Raw genomic sequence first — 22063 nt, 5'->3', positions numbered from 1 at the left:
TTCCTGAGTTTTGACATGACACGTCTCATACGTTGGAGGGAAAAAGGGCAGCAATGAAGCGTGCTTCATCGCTGCCCAAAGTCAGAGTCTAGGGAGTAGATTAGCTCGCCTTGCCAACGATCGGCGAGATCGTGCAGTGATAGGTCATTGCATCATCCTCGGCGCCGAAGCACCAGATGATGTCGTTAGCGAACTCAGGACGGTAGACCGGCAGTTCGCCTTCGGTGTTGAGACAGCCGCAGCGGCCGCAAACGTTCTTACCGCAGCAATCGCGATAGGCGATCAGATAGCTCTGCTTGTCGCCAGGATTGTAGCAGCTTGCCACCCACGAAGACGGCGACAGACGGGTGCCCGGAGGACAGTTGGTGAGCGAGCCACCGCAGCAATCGCAGATGTTGCCGTCGATGGAGCAGTGACGCCAGTAGTCGCACTGCTTGGTGTCCTGATCCTGCGGGATCCAGCCTTCACGACCACCGGAAGCGGCATGTGCGGGACGGCTTGTGCGACCGCGACGATCAACCGGCAGCAGCGGAACAAGCGCGGCACCGGCGAGTGCCGTTCCGACGCGACCGATGAAGCCACGGCGGCTGGTGCGGCTGGCGACGCGGCGCGTTACCATTTCCAGAATGTCGTCAAACTTTGATTTCTCTAGCATGGGGTATTCCTCCTCCAGATGTCGCTATGTTCTTGCGGCTCAATGCTCGGCGTGTACGCCGCTACCGTTGGCGTGGATCCCGTTGATGCCGGTCTTCTTCATGTAGTCCTGCAAGGACGCATGACCGGTACGAGCACCTTCCAGAAGGCTTTCAAGATGCTCGCGGGTGTTCGTCAGGCCCTTCGCGCGGATCTTCCCGTGGCTGTCGATAACGACACCGTAGGGAATCTTGCCGACCTGGAAGCGCATGCCGACTTCAGGTGAAACGATGTACGGGATGCCGGCCAGATCATGCTTCTTGAGGAAGAGCGCGTGATCTTCAGGCTGGCCATCGCTCACCAGGAACACGGCGACGTTTTCGTCTTTCGCAACCGACTTGATGATCGGCAGCAGCTTGTCGCAAATCGGACAGGTCGGAGCCGTGAACATGATAAGCGTCTCACGTCCACCGCCGCCGATACGAGCCGGCTTGCCGTAGTAGTCGACAACTTCGAACGTCGGCGCCTTATCGCCGATGTCAGGACCATGATCGGTAATCATTGCGCCGAGCGGAGCAGAACGCTCGTGAAGGATGCCGACCTGCCGTGTGATCCCCAGCAGCACGACCGCACCAGCGATAACCGTGAGCCAGAGCAGAACGTTTGATGCAATCAGGAACTCGATCGCCATTGTGCACTGCCTTTCCTAATAGAGATGACCGTTGCTCTTTGCGATGTTCGCGACACCGCCGAGCAATCCAGCCGTGAGGTACAACGTCATGGCGACTCCTGCGGCCATTACGCCAGTGGTGATGTCGAACAGCGTTGCAGCACGCGTAATGTCTGCAACACCGGCCAGCACCAGAGCACCGCCGCCCAACACCACGTTACGCAGAACCAGCATCCAGCTAAGGTGCTGGCGATAGCCGTTACGGAAGCAACCACAGTCGATTGCCTTCCGGCCACGCGCAACGTTGATGCCGATGGCGAGAGCGAACAGCAGAAGCAGTCCGCCCGCCGCCGCGGCCGCGTAGGGAATTGCCGGATTGACCAGCAGTCCCACCGCAACAGCAAGTTCCACCCACGGGAGCACCGCGGCAAACGGAGCGGCCAGCCATTCCGGCATCAGCCGGAAATTACGAACCACACCGAAGAACTCTTCCTGGTGGCGCAGCTTTGAATAAGCTGCGCCGGCGAACAGGAGAGCGAGGAACGCTCGCAGGAAGATCGTCACCAGTGGATCTGTTAAAAACCACATGGCTTCCTCGATCAGTTATCGTGAGCGATCATGACTTGCGGACCATGGCCCAGCTCGTCCGTGGAGGAGACCTCTTTGCCCGACTGCGAGTCGAGGATGTAGAGCTTCTTCTCACCGGTTGAGAGAGCATAGAGCGCAGGGTTCTTGTCCTGGCTCACCGCAATCGAGTCGATGTCATGGCCAAGGTCGATCTTGCGCAGACGCTTGCCGGTCTTCACGTCGTGAACGAACACGAAGCGGCTCGGATACTTGTGCGTCCACTTTGCGCGCTGATCGCCGAGCAGATAGACCTCGCCGCTGTCGCGGTGATAGGCAACCGGCTGCCAGCCACCGACGCGCCAGTTGTCCTTGCGCTCTTCCTCGGTGAAGACGTCGAACGGCGTACCGAACTTGGCTTCACCCGAAGACAGGTCGACCGGGAAGATCTTGCCGTCGTAGGTCGGCCAGACCAGCTGGCCAGCCTTCATCGAGTAAGCCGGCGTGTTGATGAGGTACTCTTCCTCGCCATGGAACGGCTTCGACTGGGTGATTTCAGCCTTGCCATCCTTGCCGTACGTCACCTTCGCCATGCTGCCGTCGCGGCAATGCATGAAGAACGCGTCGTTGGCCGACGGGAAGATGTGATAGCAATCCGGCACGTCGATCATCGATACGAACTTCTTGTTCTCGATGTCGACGAGGCCAACCTGCGGCGACGGCGTGAACTGATAGAAGAGCAGCGACTTGTTGTCCGGCGTGACGGTCGTCATCCAGGGATAGGTGCCGACGAGGAAGCGGCTCTCCGGGATGTCGATGTCAGCGATAACTTCGTGCGACTTCGGATCGTAAACTTCGATGTAGTCGTCGCGCTTGCCGCGAGCGACACGCGAATAGACCGTGCTGGCCTGGCCGAAGTAGCTGCCGTCGGTGGCTGCAAACGGGTTCGTCAGGAAGCCGCCGTCGATCATGCCCAGCACCTTGCCGTCGTTTCCGTCAACGGTGAAGGTGCGGGTCGTGGTAGCGAAGTGAGCCGGGTCGGTGATGTACAGACGGCGTGCATCCGGAGCAGGTGCCGACAGGATCACCGGCGTATCTTCCAGCTCCGACGTGGCTTGCGCGCCGAGCTGCTTGGGAACTTCAGCTCCCGACGGGCCCTGCTGAGCATTGGCCACACCGGCAGCGCCGATGAGCACCAGGCTAGCCACGCCGCCGAGCAGCGCGTTCCGGTACTTTTTCAGCGTTTCCGAAGTCGTTGAGTTATGCGTCATTGTTTCCTCCTTGAGGCAGCGTTTATTCTGATGCTGAGAGACGACGTGGAAATCAGGCGGTCAGGTACATCGCCATAACGGCAGTGCCTGCGGCGACGAGAATGGCGCCATCAAGCATTGCAGCCTGCTCTTGACGCTTCGCCAGCCACGCCGTGATGGAGCGATCGGACATCGGCAGCGCGTTCAGCATCAGCGGCAGGAAGCGGCCGAGGTTGAACACCAGGAAGATACCGACGGCGAAAGCAACGTTGCCCGAGAACAGGGCAGCGCCCGTGACCGCGTAAAGCAGCGGCGTCTGCACGTAGGTCAGGTAATTTAGACCCAGCGAGAAGCCATAGAGCAGACCGATCACCCACTTGGGGAAGCGCTGACGCGCGTCGTGGGGAACCTGACAACGGCGCTGCGGATAGGGCACCCGGAGGAACCCGAGCTGATGCGCGCCATAGGCGGCAAGCAGAACCGCAAACACCGGAATCGTGTAGGCCATGTAGGATCCAAGCCCCATGGCATAGCCGGCATATCCAAGCGCGCCACCCAGAACCAGCGCGCCAAGTCCGTAGCCAACGAAGTGCGCGATGAGTGTAGGCGTCCAGGCTGCCACCGAGCGCAGCGAATAGCTGCCGTTCGGACGTAGCAGGCACACGCTGGAGTAACCGCAGGGCGACCACGTAGACAGCAGGCCACCGGCAAACGCAGCCGGAACCAGCAGCCACAGCATCGCGGTTTCGAGCGCAACGCCCGAAGCAAAATGAAGTGCGGCAGCAGCGCCGGCAATGGCGCTGAGCGCCAAGACAGCGAACCGCGCAGTGCCGGACCACGGCCGCGCGAAGAGCATCACGTCTTCGACGCCCTCGACGGCACTCTCATGGAATGAGTGCCCGTTTTGTTGCCAAGTTTCGGCCATTTACAGCCTCTCCTCTCGGTGCGTTTCCCTAGTCGACATTTTTTTGCCGACGTCGTGCGCCGGATTGACTTGTGACAATGCCCAAGCCGTGAGCGTCCCCTAAGGTCATGCTCGTTCGGCCCGTGCACCCGGCGAGATCCTCAACCGCAGCCCGAGGAGGCTGCACTGCGTTCCCACCGTCTTCCCGTTGCACGGCACACCGCTCAACGGGTGCGCACATCGACGGGAAGAACCGCTTCGGGATCAGCCGTTGACCACCAGTCAATGCGACACTGATGGCACCATGACGGGTCAATCTGTCACCCGCCTCGAAGCTCCCTTACATTTTTGACAAGAAGCAAAAAATCTCTGGAGGGCCCTTGAACAGGGCCGTTTTGCACCCTCCGCATCCGCAAATTCGGGGACCGAAGCCGTTCCAGCACAGTTAATTCGCGCCTCGGCGCGTGCCCAATCGCTGATTACGCTGACAACAGCGCATGCGCCCGCGTTCCCCGAGGCGGGAGGCGGTTGAGGACCACAGCTGAGAGATTGCTCCGGAAGCGCGACCGACAAAGTGCATCGCGAGCTTTGTCGCTATCGATCCCGGACACATCGATGTCCATGTCAGACGGCCGCGTTTTGGGAGCGGGTTACGAAGACGGCGTCACGCCGTAGCCTGAACGCAGCCTCAACCCAAGCTGCGAGCGGGTGAACGGATCGTTCGGGAAATGGATCACCACACGCAAGCCTGGCCGATTGTCCTCGATCTCGACGTAGGCGCCATGCAGTTCCGCGATCGCCACCGCAAACGGAATGCCGAGGCCATGTCCGCCCGGCTTCTGCTTCGCTTCATTGGCCCCACCCAGGCGATAGAAGCGTTCAAACAGATGCTCGATCTCAGATGCAGGCACGCCCGGACCGTTATCGCTGACGACAACTTCCAATCCGGTCCGCAACTGTCGCAGTGCCAACCGTATCGTCGTGCCTTCCGGACAATACTGAATCGCGTTCTCGACAAAGTTCACGATCATTTCCAGCAGCAATTCCCGGTCACCGCTTACCGGACGCACCTGCTGACTGGTCAGCGAAACTTCCAGATGATGGCCATGATCGGTGATGATCGGCTCGTAAATGTCAGCGATGTGATGCAACAGACTGCACAGATCGACATCGACAAACCGCGAACGGCGATCGCCCGACTGCAATTGCCCGATGTTCAGAAGCGCCTCGAAAATAACGACCAGCGAGTCGATATCTTCGATGCCCTCGTCGATCTTGCGCGACAGATCCGCGTTTCCGAACTCGCACTTGCTGACAAGCTCAAGCCGCTGGCGCAGCCGTGTAAGCGGCTTCTTCAGGTTATGCGCGATGTCCGCCGTCATATAGTTCAGATTCCACAGCAGCCGCTGCGCATAATCCAGCGTGCCATTGATCGCCAGCGCGAGGTCGGACAGCCTGTCCGCGTGGCCTGACATTGGCACGCGCCGATCGGTATTGCCGGATACAAAGTCGAACAGCGTCGACGTCATCTCGTTCACGCGCTGGCGCGAGCGGCCGGACAACATCAGTCCGATAGCGAACACCGTTGCCAGCGAGGCAAGCGTCAGCAACGCAAAGCCGGCAATCGCCCAGTCGCGGGCCCGCGCCGACTTCACCTCGCTCATGCCCACCAGAATCTCGCCTCCGTTCAACGGCGCGGAGGCGACATGCACGAGCCTGCTCGACAGCCCCCAGCCGACTGTCAGCGAGCGAATGGACAGCTTTGATGCACCCCACGCTGCAACCGGACTGACCTCAGCGGAAGTATGCAGAATGGTCTCGCCGTTCGGCAGACGGATCGACACGAACGGAGGATCGGGATCATCCCAGATCTGCTCGGAGCGGACGAAGCGCAACAATTCATCGAAGCCATTGCGCTTTTCGTACTCCACCAGACCACTCAGGACGCGCGTAACACGCGCTTGCGCCCGAGACGCCAGCTCATCGTGCGTCTCGATGAAGAAAAACGAAAACAGCAGGCTGAAGGCCGCCACCATGAGGAGGCCCGAAGCAGCGATAATCTGCACATGGAAGCGGGTAAGCGGGAAATCAGCCTTCATAGATTGAGTAGCCGCATCCTCTGACCGTATGGATCAAAGCAGTTTTGAACGGCTTGTCTACCTTCGCCCGCAATCTGGAAATATGCGTTTCCACTACGCTGGTCTTAGGTTCGAAGCGAAAGCCCCACACGCGCTCCAGCAGCATTGTGCGCAACACCACGCGTCCCTTGTTGCGCAACAGGATCTCCAGAAGCAGACACTCGCGCGGCAACAGATTGATTGGCTGATTGTCACGCGTGACAATGCGGTGCGCGACGTCCATCTCAAGATCGGCTACTGAAAGCTTCTCATGCTCATCGCGTATCGGTGAGCGGCGGCCCAGAGCGTTGACCCGCGCCAGCAGTTCGGAAAACGCAAATGGCTTCACCACGTAATCGTCACCACCAACGTCCAGTCCTTGCACACGCTCGTTGATACTGCCCAGCGCGGTGAGGAAAAGAATCGCCATTGGACGGCCGCTGCTGCGAAGTGTGCGCGCTACCGAAAGACCATCGAGGCCCGGCACCATGCGATCCAGAATGACGAGATCGAAATCCTCCTGGATGCCAAGCAACACTCCGTCCTTGCCGTCCGCAACGACATCCACGGTATGACCTGCCTGTCGCAAGCCGTTGCTGACGAACGACGCGGTTTCGGCGTCGTCCTCGATCATTAATATTCGCATAACCGACACGCCTTGTTGCTGCAGATCTTCCACAGCCGCACATTTTTCATAGCTTGAAAGAACGCCACTGCGCAATAAGCGCACATGTTCCGAGTTGCAATAATTACGTCAAAACCACTGTAGTATACGCGGTTTAATTGCCGATTCCTGATCAATCCATTCCGAAACATCTTCGAACCTTACATGTTCTGTAAGGTTCACTTCTGCGATTGCGACAAGGCCGCATGTGGCACACTGTCTTATGGAGTTTGAGCTGAGTGTTGCGTGCCGCTTCTGGGGTTAGGCACACGCAAAAAGGCTCAACCTGAGATGCCGCTGTCGGTGTCAAATCCGCAATGCACGCTGCGGCTGCAGCGGCATGAAATGGATCACTGCATCGCGACGGTGGCTCCTCTTCTGATCAAGGGGTGATGCCTTAGTGCAAGCCGACGCAGGGTGCCATGCAGGACAACAACGACCCGGTGAAGCACGCGCTGCCTCCCACTTCGGGAAATGCAGCGCAAACTGAAAACCGCGCCGATCAACGCAACGCAAAACCGGCGCCTGCTCCAAAGGGTAATGCTGGTAAGGCCACCGGCTACAGCCGCCGCGATTTCATTGGCACGGTTGCCAAATCCGCCGGCGTTGCCTGCATCGCCGCCGTTGCACTCGATCAATACATCCGCACCGCGCGCGCAACCGATGCCAAAGCCCTGCGCCCACCCGGCGCGATCAACGAAGAAGAGTTTCTCTCCGCGTGCGTACGATGCGGCTTATGCGTCCGCGCTTGCCCCTACGACACCCTGAAGCTTGCGACACTCGGTGATCCCGCAGCGCTCGGCACACCATTTTTCATTGCGCGCGAATCTCCGTGCTTCATGTGCGCCGACGTTCCGTGCGCCAAGGCCTGCCCAACCGGCGCACTCGATCGCGACATCGCCGACATTCGCGATGCCGACATGGGCGTATCGGTGCTGGTCGATCACGAGACCTGCCTCAACTACAAGGGCATGCATTGCAGCATCTGCCACCGCGTCTGCCCGATCCGCAACGAAGCGATCACCCTTGAAAAGCAGACCATCAACGGCCGCGCGATGATCATCCCGACGGTGCATTCCACCAAATGCACCGGTTGTGGAACGTGCGAAAAACACTGCGTGCTGGAGGAAGCGGCCATCCGCGTGCTGCCACGCTCTCTCGGTCAGGGCAAAGCCGGTCGCAACGCTGCCGGCAGGCCGCTAACCGGCCATGGCCAGTTGAAGCGTGACCTCTAATGCGCATGCCATTCACCAGAGCAAACATCCACGCATTCGCAGAGTGGAGCACGTCAGAACCGCGCAGCTACGCCGCCACGCGTCGCGGCTGGCTGTTTGCACATCGCATCTGGTTGCTGCGGCGCCTGTCGCAGACGCTGGTGCTGGCGCTGTTTCTTGTCGGCCCGTGGTACGGCATCTGGCTGGCGAAAGGTAACTTCGCATCGAGCGAAATTCTCGGGGTTCTGCCGCTCGCCGATCCGTTCATCTTCGCTCAGTCACTATTTGCATTACACAAGCCCATTCTGCTCGCCGTGATTGGCGTCGCCACCATCGTCGCGCTGTATCTGCTCGTCGGCGGGCGCGTCTATTGCAGCTGGGTATGTCCGGTCAACGTCGTCACCGACAGCGCCTACTGGCTGCGCGACAAGCTCGGCCTGACGCGCGATCGCAAACTCGATCGGCGCACGCGCATCTGGGTTCTTGTCGGCGCACTGCTGGCCTCATTCATGACCGGCACTATCGCGTGGGAGTTCCTGAATCCGGTCAGCCTTCTGCAGCGTGGCATCATTTTCGGCATCGGCGCAGGTTGGGGCATCATCGCCGCCGTGTTCATGCTGGATCTGTTCGTCACTCGCCGCGGCTGGTGCAGTCATCTGTGTCCGGTTGGCGCATTTTATGGCCTGATCGGTGCCCAAAGCCTTGTGCGTGTCAGCGCCCTGCAACGCACCGCATGCACCGATTGCGGCGCCTGCTTCAAGGCGTGCCCGGAACCGCACGTCATCATGCCGGCGCTGAAAGGCAAGGGCACGCACCTCATTCTGTCGGGTGATTGCACCAACTGCGGCGCCTGCATCGATTCCTGCTACGTCGATGTATTTCAATACGGCAGCAGACTATCGCCCAAGCATGCCGCGCCTGAAGCCTACATCAACGCGCCCGCGACGCCTTCGAGAATACCGGCAGCAGCAGCCGCTGCGGAATAAATCAATACATCGTGCTGCGATCGGCTGGCGACGTAGGAGGGTTCGCGACTATCGGCCTTTTATCATGCGCCGGAAGCCGGCAATGGTCGCGATATAGGCATGAAACAGCAGGAACAGCGCGCCCAGCAAACCCACCCAATAGTGCGCAATTGCAAACGGCCAGACGCCTCCGAGGCCCGCGATCTGATCGGGTGCATACTCGGGAAACAGCAGCACCAGTCCCGTGATCGCCAGCAGCGGCGACAAAACGGCGATGCTGAAAATCGACAGGAAATGCTGGACCAAAATCAACAGACCGCGGGACAGCTCGATGCGCGGTGGCGTTTCACCGCCGTTGCCTTTCTTCGGCACGCCATAGAGCACATAGCCGCCGAACTTCACGATCCGCGACAGCAAACCCTTCCACAGGCGCTGATATCGGCGCCAATGTCCGGTCACACCGGACGCCAGCAGGAACACAACGAACAGCGCTGAAAATGCAATGCCGAGAACCTGATGCAGCGTATCGGCAAGGGCGTAGTTCATCAGCGCAAATGTCGATGTCGAATAGGTCAGCACGACGCCGGTCACAACCAGCACCGTGAACAGCACGGCCATCGTCCAGTGCCAAAGGCGGAGCCAAAGCGGCGTCATGGGTTCGTCTCCCCTACTTCCGCTTGCGCGCGAACACGCGCCAGCCGCCATGGGCCACCACCAACACCAGCCCCATGCTCAACAGCAGGTATGCGGCGATGTCGGTCCACCGCTGCCGGTTGGCGCCCATCACGTAGCCGTCCTTCATCAGTGCCGCGTTGTGAAAGCCTGCCTCCGTCGCGCTCGCGTTGTCGACGTAGCGATAGAGGCGGCGCACCACGATGCTGTCGATGCTGTGACAGGTGTTGCAGCCCTGATCCGCCTTCATCCCCTTGGGCAGATCGTGCGCCACTGTTGGCGTGACACTGGTATGGCAGTCGATGCAGCGCGTGCCCTTGAGATGCATGTCGGCGTAGGGAAGATAGGCGTGCGCAGCGAGCAGATTGGGTTTTGCCGGGTCCTTCAGCGCAACGCTGGAGCCATCCATATGGCAATGCAGGCAAGGACCATTGTCGTTCTTCAGGATCAGCTTGGGATCCTTGATATGCGCCGTCGCCTTGAAGTAGTGCGGCTCATGGCAGTGTTCGCAGGTGAAGCGCTGATTGGCCCCGGTCTCGCGCATTTTGCGGTTTGCAGCCGCTCCTGCGCCCGCTTCAGCGCCAACCTTGCCGACTGCCGTACCGCAGCACCGCTCCTTGGCGTGCTGATATTCCGTGAAATGGACCGTCGCTTCGAATTCGCGGTTTATCCGCTCAAAATCGTAATCCTTGTCGGCTTCGGCGTCCTTGGCTTCCTTGCGTGGATGGCAATCCATGCAGGTCTCGGTCTTCATGTTCCGGTGCGGAAAGTTCGTGAAGCCTTTCGAATGGCAATCGGCGCACAGCATCTTGCCGTGATCGGCATTTTCGAATTGCGGCATGTCGATAGTGGAGCTCTTCGAAATGTGCTCCTTGCCATCCAGTCGATGCTGGCTTTCGCCGACATGGCACGCAAGGCACCGCATGCGTTTCATGAAATCGGCCTGACCGGCAGCCTCGGCCTGATCGCTTGGCATAAGCGCAGCAGCAATCAGCAGCAGCGCAAAAGCGGCGAGCCTCAGAACGCAACCCGATGAGAGCGTTGAACGAAGGGCAAGCGAACAGTTTGCCAGGTTGCCCAAGCTGAACGAATTGCGCGCGCGCCGCCCTGAAAGGAGAGGCTGCATGGCTTTCCTCGCCACATCCCGCGGGCTCTTGGGAGGAAGGCCGCGTTGTTTTTCTGGTTCGCTGGAACTCGGTCGCGCTCTTCAAATTGCGACGCAGCTCCGGCCATATTTTGAGACCGACATTCACACTGCAGGCAAACAGGGCCTGAAGCGGTCATGGTCTGAACCATGGCGTGCCTTTCTTTCAGCAGCCTCGTCGCTGCCTTACAATTTCGCCAGGGTGCTGCCGGAGCGCACAGGCTTTTGCAATATTGAGGCATTTGGCGCCGCCGATCGCCATCGGCCGCTATGCTCAAACAAAAAAACAGGGCCGCATGCGCGACCCTGTTCTAACTTTGTCTTGGCTGAGGCCGCCTGCCTTATGGCAGCGAAACGCCAACCGAGAAAACGAAACGCTCATCGGCAAGCGGCGCCGGGTTCGACAGGTCCGTATCCCAATAGCGGAAGTCGAACGTAAGCTTCTCGACAGCTAGCGAAAGTCCGGCGTTCCAATAAGTGTAGTCGCCCAGACCCGTGCCGCCGCTGATGTCGTCCTGATAGCCTACAAGGCCGCTGACGGTCGGCGTGAACATGGCCAGCTTCGGCAGCTCATAGCTGAGCGTACCTTCAACCACGACATGCTCGTAGCCGTTGATGTCCGGCGAATAGTAGACAACACCGCCAACACCCAGCTTGTCGAAGGACTTGCTGACGCCAGCCTTCAGCTCCGTAACCTGAATGAGATCGTATCCGGAAGCACCCGGATAGGTATAGAGAATGACACCGAAGTCGAACTCGAAGTCGTTCCAGACCGGCTTGAAACCGGCATACCAGTCGAGTTCGGTCGTCGCGTCATCGCCAAAGTCTACGCCAGAGCCCCAGACGCCAGCATAGAAGATGCCGTAGCTCAGATCGAACGAGCCCTGAACGGTCGGCTCCTGGTTGGTCTGAGAAACACCGCGGAACACATAATCAGACGTGCCCGTCAGTGTTGCGGAAAAACTGAGCTCCCGCTCAGGCTTCGGCGGCGGTGCGTCCTTGACGCTGCCATAATAGCCATCGGCGAGCGCGGCGCCCGACAAGGCCATCAACGATGCGCCGGCAATGCCGGCAAGCTTACTAACTCTACGATACTTGCCCATAACCAGAGCTACCCCCGTACGCTACCCACAACAACAAAGCGCTGAACTCACTCCGGCCGGCCAACTGGGCCTGGCTATCTCGAACGCTTCCAAGGCTAGGAAACGTCACAAAGGCAGCCTGTCTCAAGTCAAAACGACGACAAGCGTGGCCTCTGCCCGACACCCGTATCCCGGATGCAACGCGGCGCTGACTTTGGCTACTTATTAGGGAATGGCAGCCCGTAATTTAGGCATCGAAAATCAGGTACGACTCCCGCGACCTGAGCATTTGCGCAAATAGTGGGCAGCAATACTTCCACAATCCAAGCTTCGCCGCGTCTGCGGGTAGAGGCCGCCTTTCAATCCCAAGCTCGCACGGCTAGCAATGGCTGCAGTTCGTCGGGGGCGAACCGCTTCCTGTCCGACCGCACAACAGACCATCGGATTTTGAATGCCACAGACAGCGCCACGCACCGCCCTCATCACTGGCGCCGCTCGCCGGATCGGTCGGGCCATCGCCCTTGATCTTGCTGCGCACGGCTGGCGGGTCGGCGTGCACTACCGCAATTCCCGTGACGAAGCCGAGGCGCTGGCCGCCGAGATCAACGCCAGCGGCGGCACCGCAGCGGCGCTTGCGGCCAATCTGGCCGATTTCCGCGAGGTGCAGACGCTGATTGCCCGCTGCGCCGACGTGCTGGGTCAGCCGACCTGCCTCGTCAACAACGCTTCGGAGTTCTTTCTCGACACGATCGGCTCCGTCACCTGCGAGGGCTGGGACACGCACCTCGACATCAACCTCAAGGCGCCGATCTTTCTCGCGCAGGAGCTCTATGTCAGCCTGCCGAAGGGCGCCGACGGCAATGTGGTCAACATCATCGACCAGCGGGTGTGGCGACCAACGCCGGATTTCTTCTCGTATACGATCTCAAAATCCGGGCTGTGGACCGCAACGCAGACGCTGGCGCAGGCAATGGCGCCACGCGTGCGGGTTAACGCAATCGGACCGGGCCCTGTGCTGCAAAGCATCCATCAGACCGAGACCGATTTCGCCAACGAGCGTCAGTCTACTCTGCTCGGGCACGGTCCTTCCCTGCCGGAGATCGCGGCGGCGGTGCGCTTCATCCTCGATAGCCCGTCAATGACCGGCCAGATGATCACCCTCGATGGTGGTCAGCACCTTTCATAGCGCGCCGATTGCTGTGCGGCGGGCGGCGATCGCGAAGACCGAGGTTGCAGCGGCGCCCGTTTCCCGCCCATCATTTAACCAACGCCGCTTTCGAAAATCGCGTTTACCGCGCTTGGCATAAGCACGCTGCGCCACAATTTTGCTCTAGCTGGCCCTCACTGGCGCCCCATTACTGCGGCCTTCTCGCGATAAATCGGGATCGTCCATGATTCGTAAACCATCCATTAACGTTAAGCCTTTAAGAACGTTTGATGGTTTCGTCGGGCGCCCTTGTCTCAGGCGCCGCGTTTAGACGGGTGTTCACATGAAGTGCCTCCTCGGAGCATCGCTCACGTTTGCTCTTGCAGCATTCATTCCCGCAGCCCACGCGGCCAGTCTTCCTGAAGTCAGAGCCACCGCCAGCAATCCCGTCCCTCAGTGCGCTACGCCAGGACGGATGACCGCCTACCTGAAAGCTCGTAATCCGAAGTTGGATCAGCGCTACGAAGACCTCGCCACGCATTACATGCGCCACGGCGAAGCGCTCGGCATCCGCTGGGATATCGCCTTCTTCCAGATGATCCTTGAAACGGGCGCGCTGCGTTACACCGGCGACGTTCGCCCAAGCCAGAACAACTTCGCCGGCCTCGGCGCATCCGGACGCGGCGTGCGCGGTGAAAGCTTCTCATCCGTTTCCAGCGGCGTGAAAGCGCATCTGCAGCACCTGATGATGTACGCCGGCGAACACATCGACGACCCGGTGGCCGACCGCACACGCAAGGTTCAGGAATGGGGCGTGCTGACCAAGTGGCAGCGTTCCATCAAAGGCCCGATGACCTATTCGCTCGTTGCAACCAAGTGGGCGCCGTCATCGCGCAATTACGTGCGCGACATCGCAGCGATCAGCGACGAATTCTACTCCAGCTATTGCACCAGCGCCGATCCCTATCCTGAGCGCCTGCAGGAAGCACGCGCAGGTACCAGTTCAAACGGTGGTGGCCAGCCCGCCGCCAGCGTCAATGAACCGAAGTTCGCGGCCGCCGGTGCCGCTGGCGCATCTGCTGCACTGAAGTCGAAAGGCCAGGAGATTGCGCAGCGGAACATCGAAGCCGAGCGCAACGAAGGCGGTCCGATCAAATCGCTCGGCGCCTCCATGCTGGCGTCGCAATACAGCAATGCTGGCGACGCCTCCGACGCTGAGTCTGCACCCGCAATTACCGTGCTGAATTCTGACGACACAGCTGCACCGGCTGCTTCAGCGACCGCGAAGACAAACGCCAAGACAGCAGCGATCAAGCCGTCGGAAAAATCCGGTGAGATCCAGACCGCAGCGCTTGGCGGAGTCGCAACCCAGCTCAAGCCAACCGCACCGAAAGCATCGGCCTCCAAGTGCAAGGTGTGGACGGCCAGCTATGGCGGCTCGCGCGCGGTCATCATCAAGGCCAAGGGCAAGGACATGGTGAACTACACCGTGCTGGACGTGACCGAGGCCAACGAGAAGCGCGAAATTGACGCCTACATCGCGGCGTATGCAAAGGGTGGCGAGAAGGTTGCATCGTTCTCCAATCAGTCCAAAGCGCTCAACAAGGCTTTCGAGCTTTGCCCTGAAGGCTGAGTTCGCGCTGTCACCGATGCAACAATCATCGGTGACAAATCAGACTGACTGCACGCCCCGCCCAGAGCATTCCGTTGAAGAAGCGTAGCAACGCCATGGCACCTCACTTGATGGCGACGACGCGCAGAAGCGCACGCAAGCGAGCGCTCCGTCCGGCGCTGGCGGTGTTGCTGTTGGCAGGCTCTATCGCAACGGCCGAAGCTGCACCGCCGCGCATCCGCACCGACGCCGGTAACGTCGTGCCCCGCTGCGTCACGCCCCAGCGATTGATGGCGTTCCTCAAGACGCGCAACACCAATCTCAATCCGCGCTTCGGCAACATCGCCGAGTTCTATAAGCGGCACGGGCAAGCCTGGAACGTTCGCTGGGACTACGCCTTCTTCCAGATGGCACTGGAAACCAACTTCCTGACCTATCGCCAGGGCAATGGCAAATGGGGCGACGTCAATCCCAGGCAGAACAACTTCGCCGGACTGGGCACCACAGGCGGTGGCGTTCCCGGTGACAGCTACCCGGATGTGAACACCGGCGTGCTGGCACAGATTCAGCATCTCGTTGTCTATTCCGGCGAGCGCATCGCATCCCCGGTGGGTGAACGCACGCGCCTGAAGCAGGATCACATTCTGGCCGCCAGCGCACCGAAGAACGGGCGCATGACGTTTGCTGATCTCGCCCGCCGCTGGGCCGCCGACCGCAACTACGGGCGTTCCATCGAATGGGTCGCTAACAGCTTCCGCGAACAGTATTGCACCGGCCGCAATAACGCAGCCGACGCCGAGCCGGCGGATCGTAAGACGATGGAAGTTGCACGGGCAAATCTCGGCGGACCGCCGCTCGAGAGCCGACCGACTGCGCCCCCGGCTTCCCCCGTGCGCACGGTCTGGCAGGCGAGTCCGCGGCCCGGCCCCGTTGCCGCGCGGGCAAACGTAAATACTCCGCCAGCAGCGGTCAGCTTTGCACGCGCTGGCGCTGCTCCATCCGCGCCAGCACCAGCTCCCGAACGCAAACCGGCGCGCATTGCCGATAGCGCGCGCGCTGAAACGCCGTCGGCCTACAGCACCGTCGCCGAACAGATGATCCAGACCGGTGCAGAACAGCCGGTTCAGCTTGCATTGGCTGATCTCGACACTGCACCGGCGTCGAACATCGACATCGCCAGCAACACGTCGCAGCACACGCGCACCACGCCACAGCCACAGCCCGATCGCAGCCGCCCGCTTGCATTTGCCTACGCTGGCGCGATGGGGAGCATGCTCGGCAGCAGCGCACAGCGCCAGCAGCCGGCTGCGCAACCGTCTGCGTCTGCTTCGGCCGGTTGCCAGATCGCCAACGCCAGCTACGGCGGCCAGAAGGCATTTCTCATCCGCTCCGGCAGCGGCATGGATGTGCGTTACACGGTGTTGAACGTGCTGGCCGGATTCGAAAAGTCGATGCTGGAGAACTACCTCAAGGCCAGCGCGCCAGGCGGCGAAAGCATCGGTGAGTTTGCCAACCGCAACGACGCGATGGCCAAGGCGCGGGAGCTTTGCCCCGGTGCACCGGCCGCGCCGGTACGATCCGCCACACGCACGGGCTGACGTCGCCCGGCCGCGCGGGGTTGACATCTAGTTCGGCTATTCAGTTGCCCGCAACCGCATCGGCGAGATGCATGTCGTTGCCGCGCCAGCTGAACGAATTGCCCAGCCACGCCTGCACCCACAGAACCGGCAGCATCGCATCGCGCGCCATCCATGCCAGCGGCGAGAGCGCCGACAAATGCCACCCCGCAGCGCGCGCCAGCAGTGCTTCCGCGCCATACCAGGCGACGGCGAGACCGCCGACAGCAGCGATAACCGGAACATCAAGCGCAAACGCCGCAAAACCTGCAGCGGCCAGCGGCGCTACGCTGCCGGACAGAACTTCCGGCAGAAAGAACACGGGGAACGTCGCCCGACGCAGACGAGCCCAGCGCACCTGGCGCGACCAGATCTGCGCAGCGCTGCGCAAGCCAAGCGGTTGACCGAAAGCGCGATCAACCAGACGCACGCGCTTGCCGGCACTGCGCACAACCTTGGTCGCCGCGGCGTCCTCTGCAATCTCAAGCCCGAGCGCACGAATGCCACCCGCACGCTCCAGATCGGCGCGGCGCCACAACATCGTCTTGCCCTGAGCGAAACCAAGGCCGAGCGTATCGGCCGCGTACTGCCAGCGCGCCTGATAGGTGTTGAGGAACGCGCATTCCACTTCGGCCCAGAAACCGGTTGGCATGCAGCCGATAGGCGGCGCGCACAGCAGTCCGGTGTCCGCGCGCCAGCCGCCGAGCAACCGTTGCAAGTAGTCGGCAGGCATCAGCACGTTGCTGTCCGCCATCACAACCCAATCATGCCCCGCCGCACGCCAGCCCTTGATGAGATTGTTCAGCTTGGGGTTTGACGTCAGCGTATCGCGACCGATGAGCAGCTTCGCATTTACGTGGCTGTGTTCGTCCATCAGACGGCGGATGAGCGGCACGATAGAATCGTTCGCGTCATCGCAGCAGAAGATAAGCTCGTAGTTGGCGTAGCTCAGCATGAAGCCGGAGCGCAGCGTCAGCTCGTCGTAGGGATCACGGCCGCAGACGGGGCGCAGGATGGTGACGGGCGGCAGTGCGTCGACAGGAATATCGGCTGCGAATGCCGGGGGTGCTGCGCCGCGGCGGGCCCTGAAAGCTGCAATTGCGGCGCTGGCGAAGTGCAGCAGCGTGGCCAAACCGGCAAACAGAAGGCAGCCTAAGGCGATGTGATCCATGATCGACCTTGCGCAACGAATTGTTGCACACAGTCTTGCCCCGGAATCGATGACACGTTGATGACACAGCAACGGCCCGGCACGCACAGTGGCGTCATCGATCCGTCATCACTGCCACAATCAGTGCACGGATGTCAGGCCCTGCACAGCGCTGATCCGGTTACTGCGCCGGTGCCAGATACTTGAGCGCGACGTTGGACAGCGCACCGCCGACCACACAGGGCACGCCCATGTAAACCTGACCCATTACGCCAGCAGCGACACAACCCAGCGCGAATACGGTCTGGCCCGCCTGCCCCCACCACGCGAAGTTGCGCGAATTTTGCGGGCCCTTGGTCTTCAGATCCTCGATTGCAGTCAGAGCATCCTTGCGGATCTGCGCCAGCTCGAACGTCTCAGCGCCTTCAATCACTTCCGTCAGCGGCACCGATATATTGTCCGGCTGTCGCGGCAGCGAAAGCTTCAGGTAACGCAGCAGATCGTTATCCTTCGATGCGTTCTGCGCTAAAGTCCACTTCACCATCGATCCGATGGTTAGCTTTTCGACGTCGTTCTTCTCGCGCGACCATTCAAGCGCGCGCACCAGCCGCTGGATTGGCTCGGCGGAACCGGTCGCGAAATAATAGCCCCAGTTGGCATCGACCGCGATCGGGCTTTCAAGCGGAAGATCGCGCAGCACCTGCATCTTGCCGTAAAGATAGCGCTCGATGATGACCTTGCGCGCCGGCATGCGCTCAACGAACTTGCCCATGAGCTCTTTCCAGTCCGCAAGACCGGAATAGGCAATCGCCTTCACCACCACGACCTGATCGTGCGGCGGCATGGGAAACATTTCGGTGATGAGCTTTTCGGCCATATCGGGATTGGCGCCGAGGACGCCGGCGATGAAGCCGACATAAATGCCGGCCTGCTCAATTTCCTTGAACTGGCCCTGCTCGCGCATCGCGGTAAAAGCAGCCGGCAGACGCTCAGGCGTTGGCTTCAGGCGATAGTCGTTGATCCAGCCGAGAATGGTTTCGGTGCGCGAGAACTGCTGCGGCTCAGGCTGCTTTTTCTTTTTTGCCGCATCGGCGGCAAACGGCATCGCCAGCGCGATGAGAAGCGCCAGAACGGGCGCAACGGCTCGCAGCCAATAACGACGCATAAAACAACCCATCCGCACCCTCACGTACGCATCCTTCCGGGATTTGCGGTTTTCCAGCACTCACCCCGCGCCGGAGGTCCAGAAGAAAACCGCGTATTGTCAATTTGATGGCAGCGCCATGAACGGCAGGTGCGGCGTGCGCGCCCCCAAGCCGTTGGCCCGTCCCCAAACAGCGGATCAGCGCAGCGACGATCCCCCGCGCCGCGCCAATCCGTTCTCCCGGTATCGAAACGGCTAAACGGTTAATACAATCTTGCCGATGTGCGCTTCATCCATGCGCGCGTGCGCGGCGGCAGCATCGGCGAGCGGGAACGTGTGATCGATAATGACCTTCACACGGCCATCGACCACCAGCGGCACGGCCTTTTCCTCAACCTGCCGCGCGATGCCAGCTTTGACGTCGGCCGGGCGGATGCGCAGCGTCGATCCGGTGACAGTGAGGCGCTTTAGCATGATGCGCATCATGTCGATGGTCACCTTCGAGCCGCCCTGGAACGCGATATTGACGAGGCGACCATCGTCGGCCAGCGAGCGGATGTTGCGCTCAACATAATCGCCACCGATCATATCCAGGATGACATTGACGCCGCGGCCTCCCGTCTCCGCCTTCACAACCTCGGCGAAGTCTTCCGTTTTGTAATCGACTGCATGCACCGCACCCAGTTCGCGGCATACGGCGCATTTTTCCTGCGATCCGGCGGTGGCGATGACCTTGGCGCCGAACGCCGTTGCAAGTTGTATCGCCGCGGTGCCGATGCCGCTGGTGCCACCATGAACAAGGAACCAGTTGCCCGGCTCCAGGCCGCCGCGCTCAAACACATTGTGCCAGACGGTGAAAAACCCTTCAGGCAGCGCCGCCGCTTCAAACATCGAGATGCCATCGGGCACCGGGATGCACGAGCCCGCGTCGGCCAGACAATATTCCGCGTAGCCGCCCCCGTTCACCAGCGCCATAACGCGATCGCCAACCTTGAAGCGATGCGCGTCCGGCCCCAGCGCAACGATTTCGCCCGCAACTTCGAGCCCCGGAATCTCAGAGTGCCCCTTGGGCGCGGGGTAAAGCCCGAGACGCTGCATCACATCCGGGCGATTGACGCCAGCGGCCGCCACCTTGATGAGCACGTCGCTGCCCTCAGGCACCGGAACCGGCACCGTCGCCGGCTGCAAAACCTCCGGCCCGCCTTTGCCGACGATAGCGATTGCGGTCATGCTCTGCGGTACGGTCATGGTGGGTTCCTTTCAGGGTGCAACTGGCACCTGATGCCTGACGCCACGCTTCGAGACAAGCCAGTCGAGGCGCGACCTATGGAATTGCGCGACCTTTGGAATCAGAACGAAGCGCGTGCCGCCGATTGCCTGCGATACGTGAATGGCCGACAGTCCGATGTGTCAGCTAAAGCGCGCGAATGAACAGAACATGCGCGCAGAGGAGTGATTGCCATGGATTGGGACGACATCGTGCCGAAAACGGCGAGGGGCCTGCAGGTTGTAGTGGGCGACAACCTTGAAACGTTATCCGTAGCCGAGCTTGAGCAGCGCATCCTGGTGTTTGAAACTGAAATTGCACGCGTGCGCGATGAGCTGGAAAAGAAGCGCCGCCACGAGGCCGCTGCCAGCGCGCTGTTCAAAAGTTGAGCCTGCTGATGGCCGGACCGCATGGATCAGGCGGCGCACCCGCCGCCAATCCGCTGTGCAAAAAATCATGCTCAACAAATTGTGTAGAGGGCCGGCATTTCGGCCTTCAACGCGGGGCCGACCGTGCGGGACGCCGCTAAATGTTCAATCAACAGAGCTGAACGCCGTTTTGCAGCGCACACATATGCGCGCCAACGGAAAATTCACCCTTAAGGCTTTGTTAGGCTTACTCAGTCACCTTACGATCACATCCAGTCACCTGGATCCGAGCGGCCCGGCCGCTCTTGTTTGACGCCTCCCTGTTGACTTCAGAGCCGCCTCACGGGCGGCTCTTTTTTTGCATATTCCCCAACTAGGTTCTGAACCTCTCAAGATCGTCCCGCTTTTGGTCATGTTGTTAACTATGGCTTGGCAGGATGTGACCGTGTTAAAGATGATCTGCAGGTGAGTGAGTGTGTCAAATCTAGTCATGAGCAACGTATCGCGTGCCGAAGCGTCCCTAGCTGGCGGAGCCGTCACTGTATCGTTCGGTGAACGCTTCCAAGCCTCCGGTCAATTTGATGCCGTCTTCAAGGAAGGCATGGCGCTTGTTGAGCGCACTGCCGCTTATCTTGAAGGGCCGGGCCGGGTTGAAGCCAAGCGGCTGCCACCCTCCGTCAACGTTCTTTACGCCTCAGAAAGCATGCGCCTGACGACGCGCCTGCTCGATATGGCTTCCTGGCTTCTGATCCGCCGCGCGGTGAAGGAAGGCGACATCAGCGAGGCTGAAGCCCAGCGCAAACGCAAAGGCGTGCTGCTGCAGGCGCCGTCGCGTTCCTCGCACGTCGGTGGTTTCAGCGAACTGCCTGAAACGCTGCGTGGGCTGGTCGAAGAAAGCTATGGTCTCCAGGATCGCATCGTGCAGCTTGACCGCGCCATGAGCGTCAAGCCGGACACCGTTGGGCTCAATGCCGGCCTCGGCATGGCGAACCCTGTCGGCCACCAACTCGACCGTTTACGCGTCGCTTTCGGCAACTGACGGCTGGCGAGCGACCGGACTTACACCGACACGCTGGCGCAGTTCTGCGCCGGCCTACTACGCAAATCATCTCACACAGACGCAAAATCCCGCGGAAATCTCCGCGGGATTTACAGCGCTACAAACCGGGCCGACTGTTCATCTAATCCGGTGCACCGCGACGGCATCGCCCCTCTGGATTTCGATCCACCGCCCGTAGCGATCGCGCCGCGGCCCCGCGCCAAGTGCCAGCCGCCAATTCCCTTCAAACAAAATTGCCCGCACGCACATCATGACCATCTGGCGACCGCCCGCGCAAATCCGCATCCGCGTCAAAGCCTTAGGGCTACATTGGCGCGACGGGCGACTGCTGGCGGCCGAGGTCTATGACGACAGCGGACGCATAAAGGGCGTTCGCCCGCTCGGCGGCAGCGTCGAATTCGGGGAAACCGCGCGCACGGCCGTCGTCCGCGAATTCCGGGAGGAACTAGGGATCGAGGCCACGATCAGCGGCGACCCGTTTTTCCTTGAAAACATTTATGTGCACGAAGGCGCGCCCGGCCACGAACTCGTGATCCTGTTCAACGTCGAGTTTCCCGCTGGCGCCTTCGCGGAGCTGACACACATCCCCTTTGCTGAAGACAACGGCGCGACCTCGATTGCGCGCTGGTTCAACCTGGACGAATTGGATCTGGCCGACGGCCCAGCACTATATCCGACAGGTCTGAAAGCCCGTTTGCAGCAGGCCTGACGCTTAGGAGCCTCGCTCCGTCTGCCAGATCAGGCACGCGCCCTTGATCGATGCCACAACAAAAAAGCCCGGCGCTGTGCAGCGGCCGGGCTTTCTCGTTTGATCGACGTT

Annotated in this window: 22 protein-coding genes; 9 read left to right on the top strand and 13 right to left on the bottom strand. The window is 60.6% G+C overall.

All coding sequences use genetic code 11. The features are described from left to right. Positions 1-100 precede the first annotated feature (100 nt). The 7 genes from mauA to C6Y62_RS07475 form a co-directional block, all read right to left on the bottom strand. A complete protein-coding gene (gene mauA, locus C6Y62_RS07505) occupies positions 101-655 on the bottom strand; it encodes a methylamine dehydrogenase (amicyanin) small subunit (protein ID WP_068464349.1) in 555 nt (184 codons plus the stop codon). Between the two features lie 39 nt (positions 656-694). Beyond that, on the bottom strand, positions 695-1324 hold the full coding sequence (gene mauD, locus C6Y62_RS07500; protein WP_068464347.1) for a methylamine dehydrogenase accessory protein MauD: 630 nt from the start codon (positions 1322-1324) through the stop codon (positions 695-697). 15 nt (positions 1325-1339) lie between these two features. Further along, positions 1340-1891 (bottom strand): MauE/DoxX family redox-associated membrane protein, encoded by a 552-nt coding sequence (locus C6Y62_RS07495; RefSeq protein WP_173953398.1) that lies wholly within the window; start codon positions 1889-1891, stop codon positions 1340-1342. Between the two features lie 11 nt (positions 1892-1902). Beyond that, a complete protein-coding gene (gene mauB / locus C6Y62_RS07490; protein WP_173953397.1) occupies positions 1903-3138 on the bottom strand; it encodes a methylamine dehydrogenase (amicyanin) large subunit in 1236 nt (411 codons plus the stop codon). Positions 3139-3190: 52 nt separating this feature from the next. Beyond that, the gene (locus C6Y62_RS07485; RefSeq protein ID WP_276509968.1) at positions 3191-4042 is read right to left on the bottom strand and encodes a cytochrome c biogenesis protein CcdA; all 852 of its coding nucleotides are present in this window, start codon (positions 4040-4042) and stop codon (positions 3191-3193) included. 629 nt (positions 4043-4671) lie between these two features. After that, positions 4672-6120, bottom strand: a complete 1449-nt coding sequence (locus tag C6Y62_RS07480; RefSeq protein ID WP_173953396.1) for a sensor histidine kinase — start codon at positions 6118-6120, stop codon at positions 4672-4674. Further along, positions 6110-6784, bottom strand: coding sequence for a winged helix-turn-helix domain-containing protein (locus tag C6Y62_RS07475; RefSeq protein WP_068464442.1), 675 nt, complete (start codon positions 6782-6784; stop codon positions 6110-6112). Before C6Y62_RS07475 ends, C6Y62_RS07480 begins: the two co-directional genes overlap by 11 nt. 440 nt (positions 6785-7224) lie before the next feature. On the opposite strand from C6Y62_RS07475, the gene napG reads away from it, so the two are divergent. After that, entirely contained in the window at positions 7225-8037 is an 813-nt protein-coding gene (napG, locus tag C6Y62_RS07470) for a ferredoxin-type protein NapG (RefSeq protein WP_173953395.1), read from the top strand. Then, positions 8037-9002: a quinol dehydrogenase ferredoxin subunit NapH gene (gene napH / locus C6Y62_RS07465; protein WP_246274455.1), complete on the top strand. Its 966-nt coding sequence runs from the start codon at positions 8037-8039 to the stop codon at positions 9000-9002. The genes napG and napH overlap by 1 nt, the downstream gene beginning before the upstream one ends. Positions 9003-9050: 48 nt before the next feature. Here the strand turns inward: napH and C6Y62_RS07460 are convergent, their stop codons facing one another. Next, positions 9051-9635 carry a cytochrome b/b6 domain-containing protein gene (locus C6Y62_RS07460; protein WP_173953394.1) on the bottom strand — a complete coding sequence of 195 codons (585 nt, stop codon included), beginning with the start codon at positions 9633-9635 and terminating at the stop codon, positions 9051-9053. A gap of 13 nt (positions 9636-9648) precedes the next feature. Continuing rightward, positions 9649-10389 (bottom strand): hypothetical protein, encoded by a 741-nt coding sequence (locus tag C6Y62_RS16190; RefSeq protein ID WP_198491339.1) that lies wholly within the window; start codon positions 10387-10389, stop codon positions 9649-9651. Between C6Y62_RS16190 and C6Y62_RS16185 the strand changes: the two genes are divergently transcribed. Next, entirely contained in the window at positions 10378-10689 is a 312-nt protein-coding gene (locus C6Y62_RS16185; RefSeq protein WP_198491338.1) for a hypothetical protein, read from the top strand. The two genes, C6Y62_RS16190 and C6Y62_RS16185, sit on opposite strands and share 12 nt — an antisense overlap. A 449-nt stretch (positions 10690-11138) precedes the next feature. Here the strand turns inward: C6Y62_RS16185 and C6Y62_RS07445 are convergent, their stop codons facing one another. Continuing rightward, positions 11139-11846 (bottom strand): TorF family putative porin, encoded by a 708-nt coding sequence (locus C6Y62_RS07445; protein ID WP_246274454.1) that lies wholly within the window; start codon positions 11844-11846, stop codon positions 11139-11141. A gap of 484 nt (positions 11847-12330) precedes the next feature. Between C6Y62_RS07445 and C6Y62_RS07440 the strand changes: the two genes are divergently transcribed. The 3 genes from C6Y62_RS07440 to C6Y62_RS07430 all read left to right on the top strand — a co-directional run bounded on the left by C6Y62_RS07440 (position 12331) and on the right by C6Y62_RS07430 (position 16236). Further along, positions 12331-13065 (top strand): SDR family oxidoreductase, encoded by a 735-nt coding sequence (locus C6Y62_RS07440; RefSeq protein WP_068460340.1) that lies wholly within the window; start codon positions 12331-12333, stop codon positions 13063-13065. A 436-nt stretch (positions 13066-13501) separates the two neighbouring features. Next, entirely contained in the window at positions 13502-14659 is a 1158-nt protein-coding gene (locus C6Y62_RS07435) for a glucosaminidase domain-containing protein (protein WP_246274453.1), read from the top strand. A 95-nt stretch (positions 14660-14754) separates the two neighbouring features. Beyond that, positions 14755-16236, top strand: coding sequence for a glucosaminidase domain-containing protein (locus C6Y62_RS07430; protein WP_173953389.1), 1482 nt, complete (start codon positions 14755-14757; stop codon positions 16234-16236). Positions 16237-16276: 40 nt separating this feature from the next. On the opposite strand, the gene C6Y62_RS07425 is transcribed toward C6Y62_RS07430, so the two are convergent. The 3 genes from C6Y62_RS07425 to C6Y62_RS07415 all read right to left on the bottom strand — a co-directional run bounded on the left by C6Y62_RS07425 (position 16277) and on the right by C6Y62_RS07415 (position 19796). Next, on the bottom strand, positions 16277-17425 hold the full coding sequence (locus tag C6Y62_RS07425; protein WP_173953388.1) for a ceramide glucosyltransferase: 1149 nt from the start codon (positions 17423-17425) through the stop codon (positions 16277-16279). A 160-nt stretch (positions 17426-17585) separates the two neighbouring features. Further along, the gene (locus tag C6Y62_RS07420) at positions 17586-18569 is read right to left on the bottom strand and encodes a hypothetical protein (RefSeq protein WP_173953387.1); all 984 of its coding nucleotides are present in this window, start codon (positions 18567-18569) and stop codon (positions 17586-17588) included. A gap of 234 nt (positions 18570-18803) precedes the next feature. Then, a complete protein-coding gene (locus tag C6Y62_RS07415) occupies positions 18804-19796 on the bottom strand; it encodes an NAD(P)H-quinone oxidoreductase (protein ID WP_173953386.1) in 993 nt (330 codons plus the stop codon). 213 nt (positions 19797-20009) lie between these two features. On the opposite strand from C6Y62_RS07415, the gene C6Y62_RS07410 reads away from it, so the two are divergent. From C6Y62_RS07410 to C6Y62_RS07400, 3 genes are all read left to right on the top strand, one after another. Beyond that, the gene (locus tag C6Y62_RS07410) at positions 20010-20204 is read left to right on the top strand and encodes a DUF1192 domain-containing protein (protein WP_068460329.1); all 195 of its coding nucleotides are present in this window, start codon (positions 20010-20012) and stop codon (positions 20202-20204) included. Between the two features lie 469 nt (positions 20205-20673). Next, positions 20674-21222, top strand: a complete 549-nt coding sequence (locus tag C6Y62_RS07405; protein ID WP_173953385.1) for a DUF1465 family protein — start codon at positions 20674-20676, stop codon at positions 21220-21222. Between the two features lie 271 nt (positions 21223-21493). Then, positions 21494-21952: an NUDIX hydrolase gene (locus C6Y62_RS07400; RefSeq protein ID WP_173953384.1), complete on the top strand. Its 459-nt coding sequence runs from the start codon at positions 21494-21496 to the stop codon at positions 21950-21952. Positions 21953-22063 lie beyond the last annotated feature (111 nt).

It is taken from the genome of Hyphomicrobium sulfonivorans (assembly GCF_013306565.1).
Classification (GTDB): Bacteria; Pseudomonadota; Alphaproteobacteria; order Rhizobiales; family Hyphomicrobiaceae; genus Hyphomicrobium_A; species Hyphomicrobium_A sulfonivorans.
Note: the sequence above shows the minus strand (reverse complement) of the source record. Positions and strands in the feature narration are given on the sequence as shown.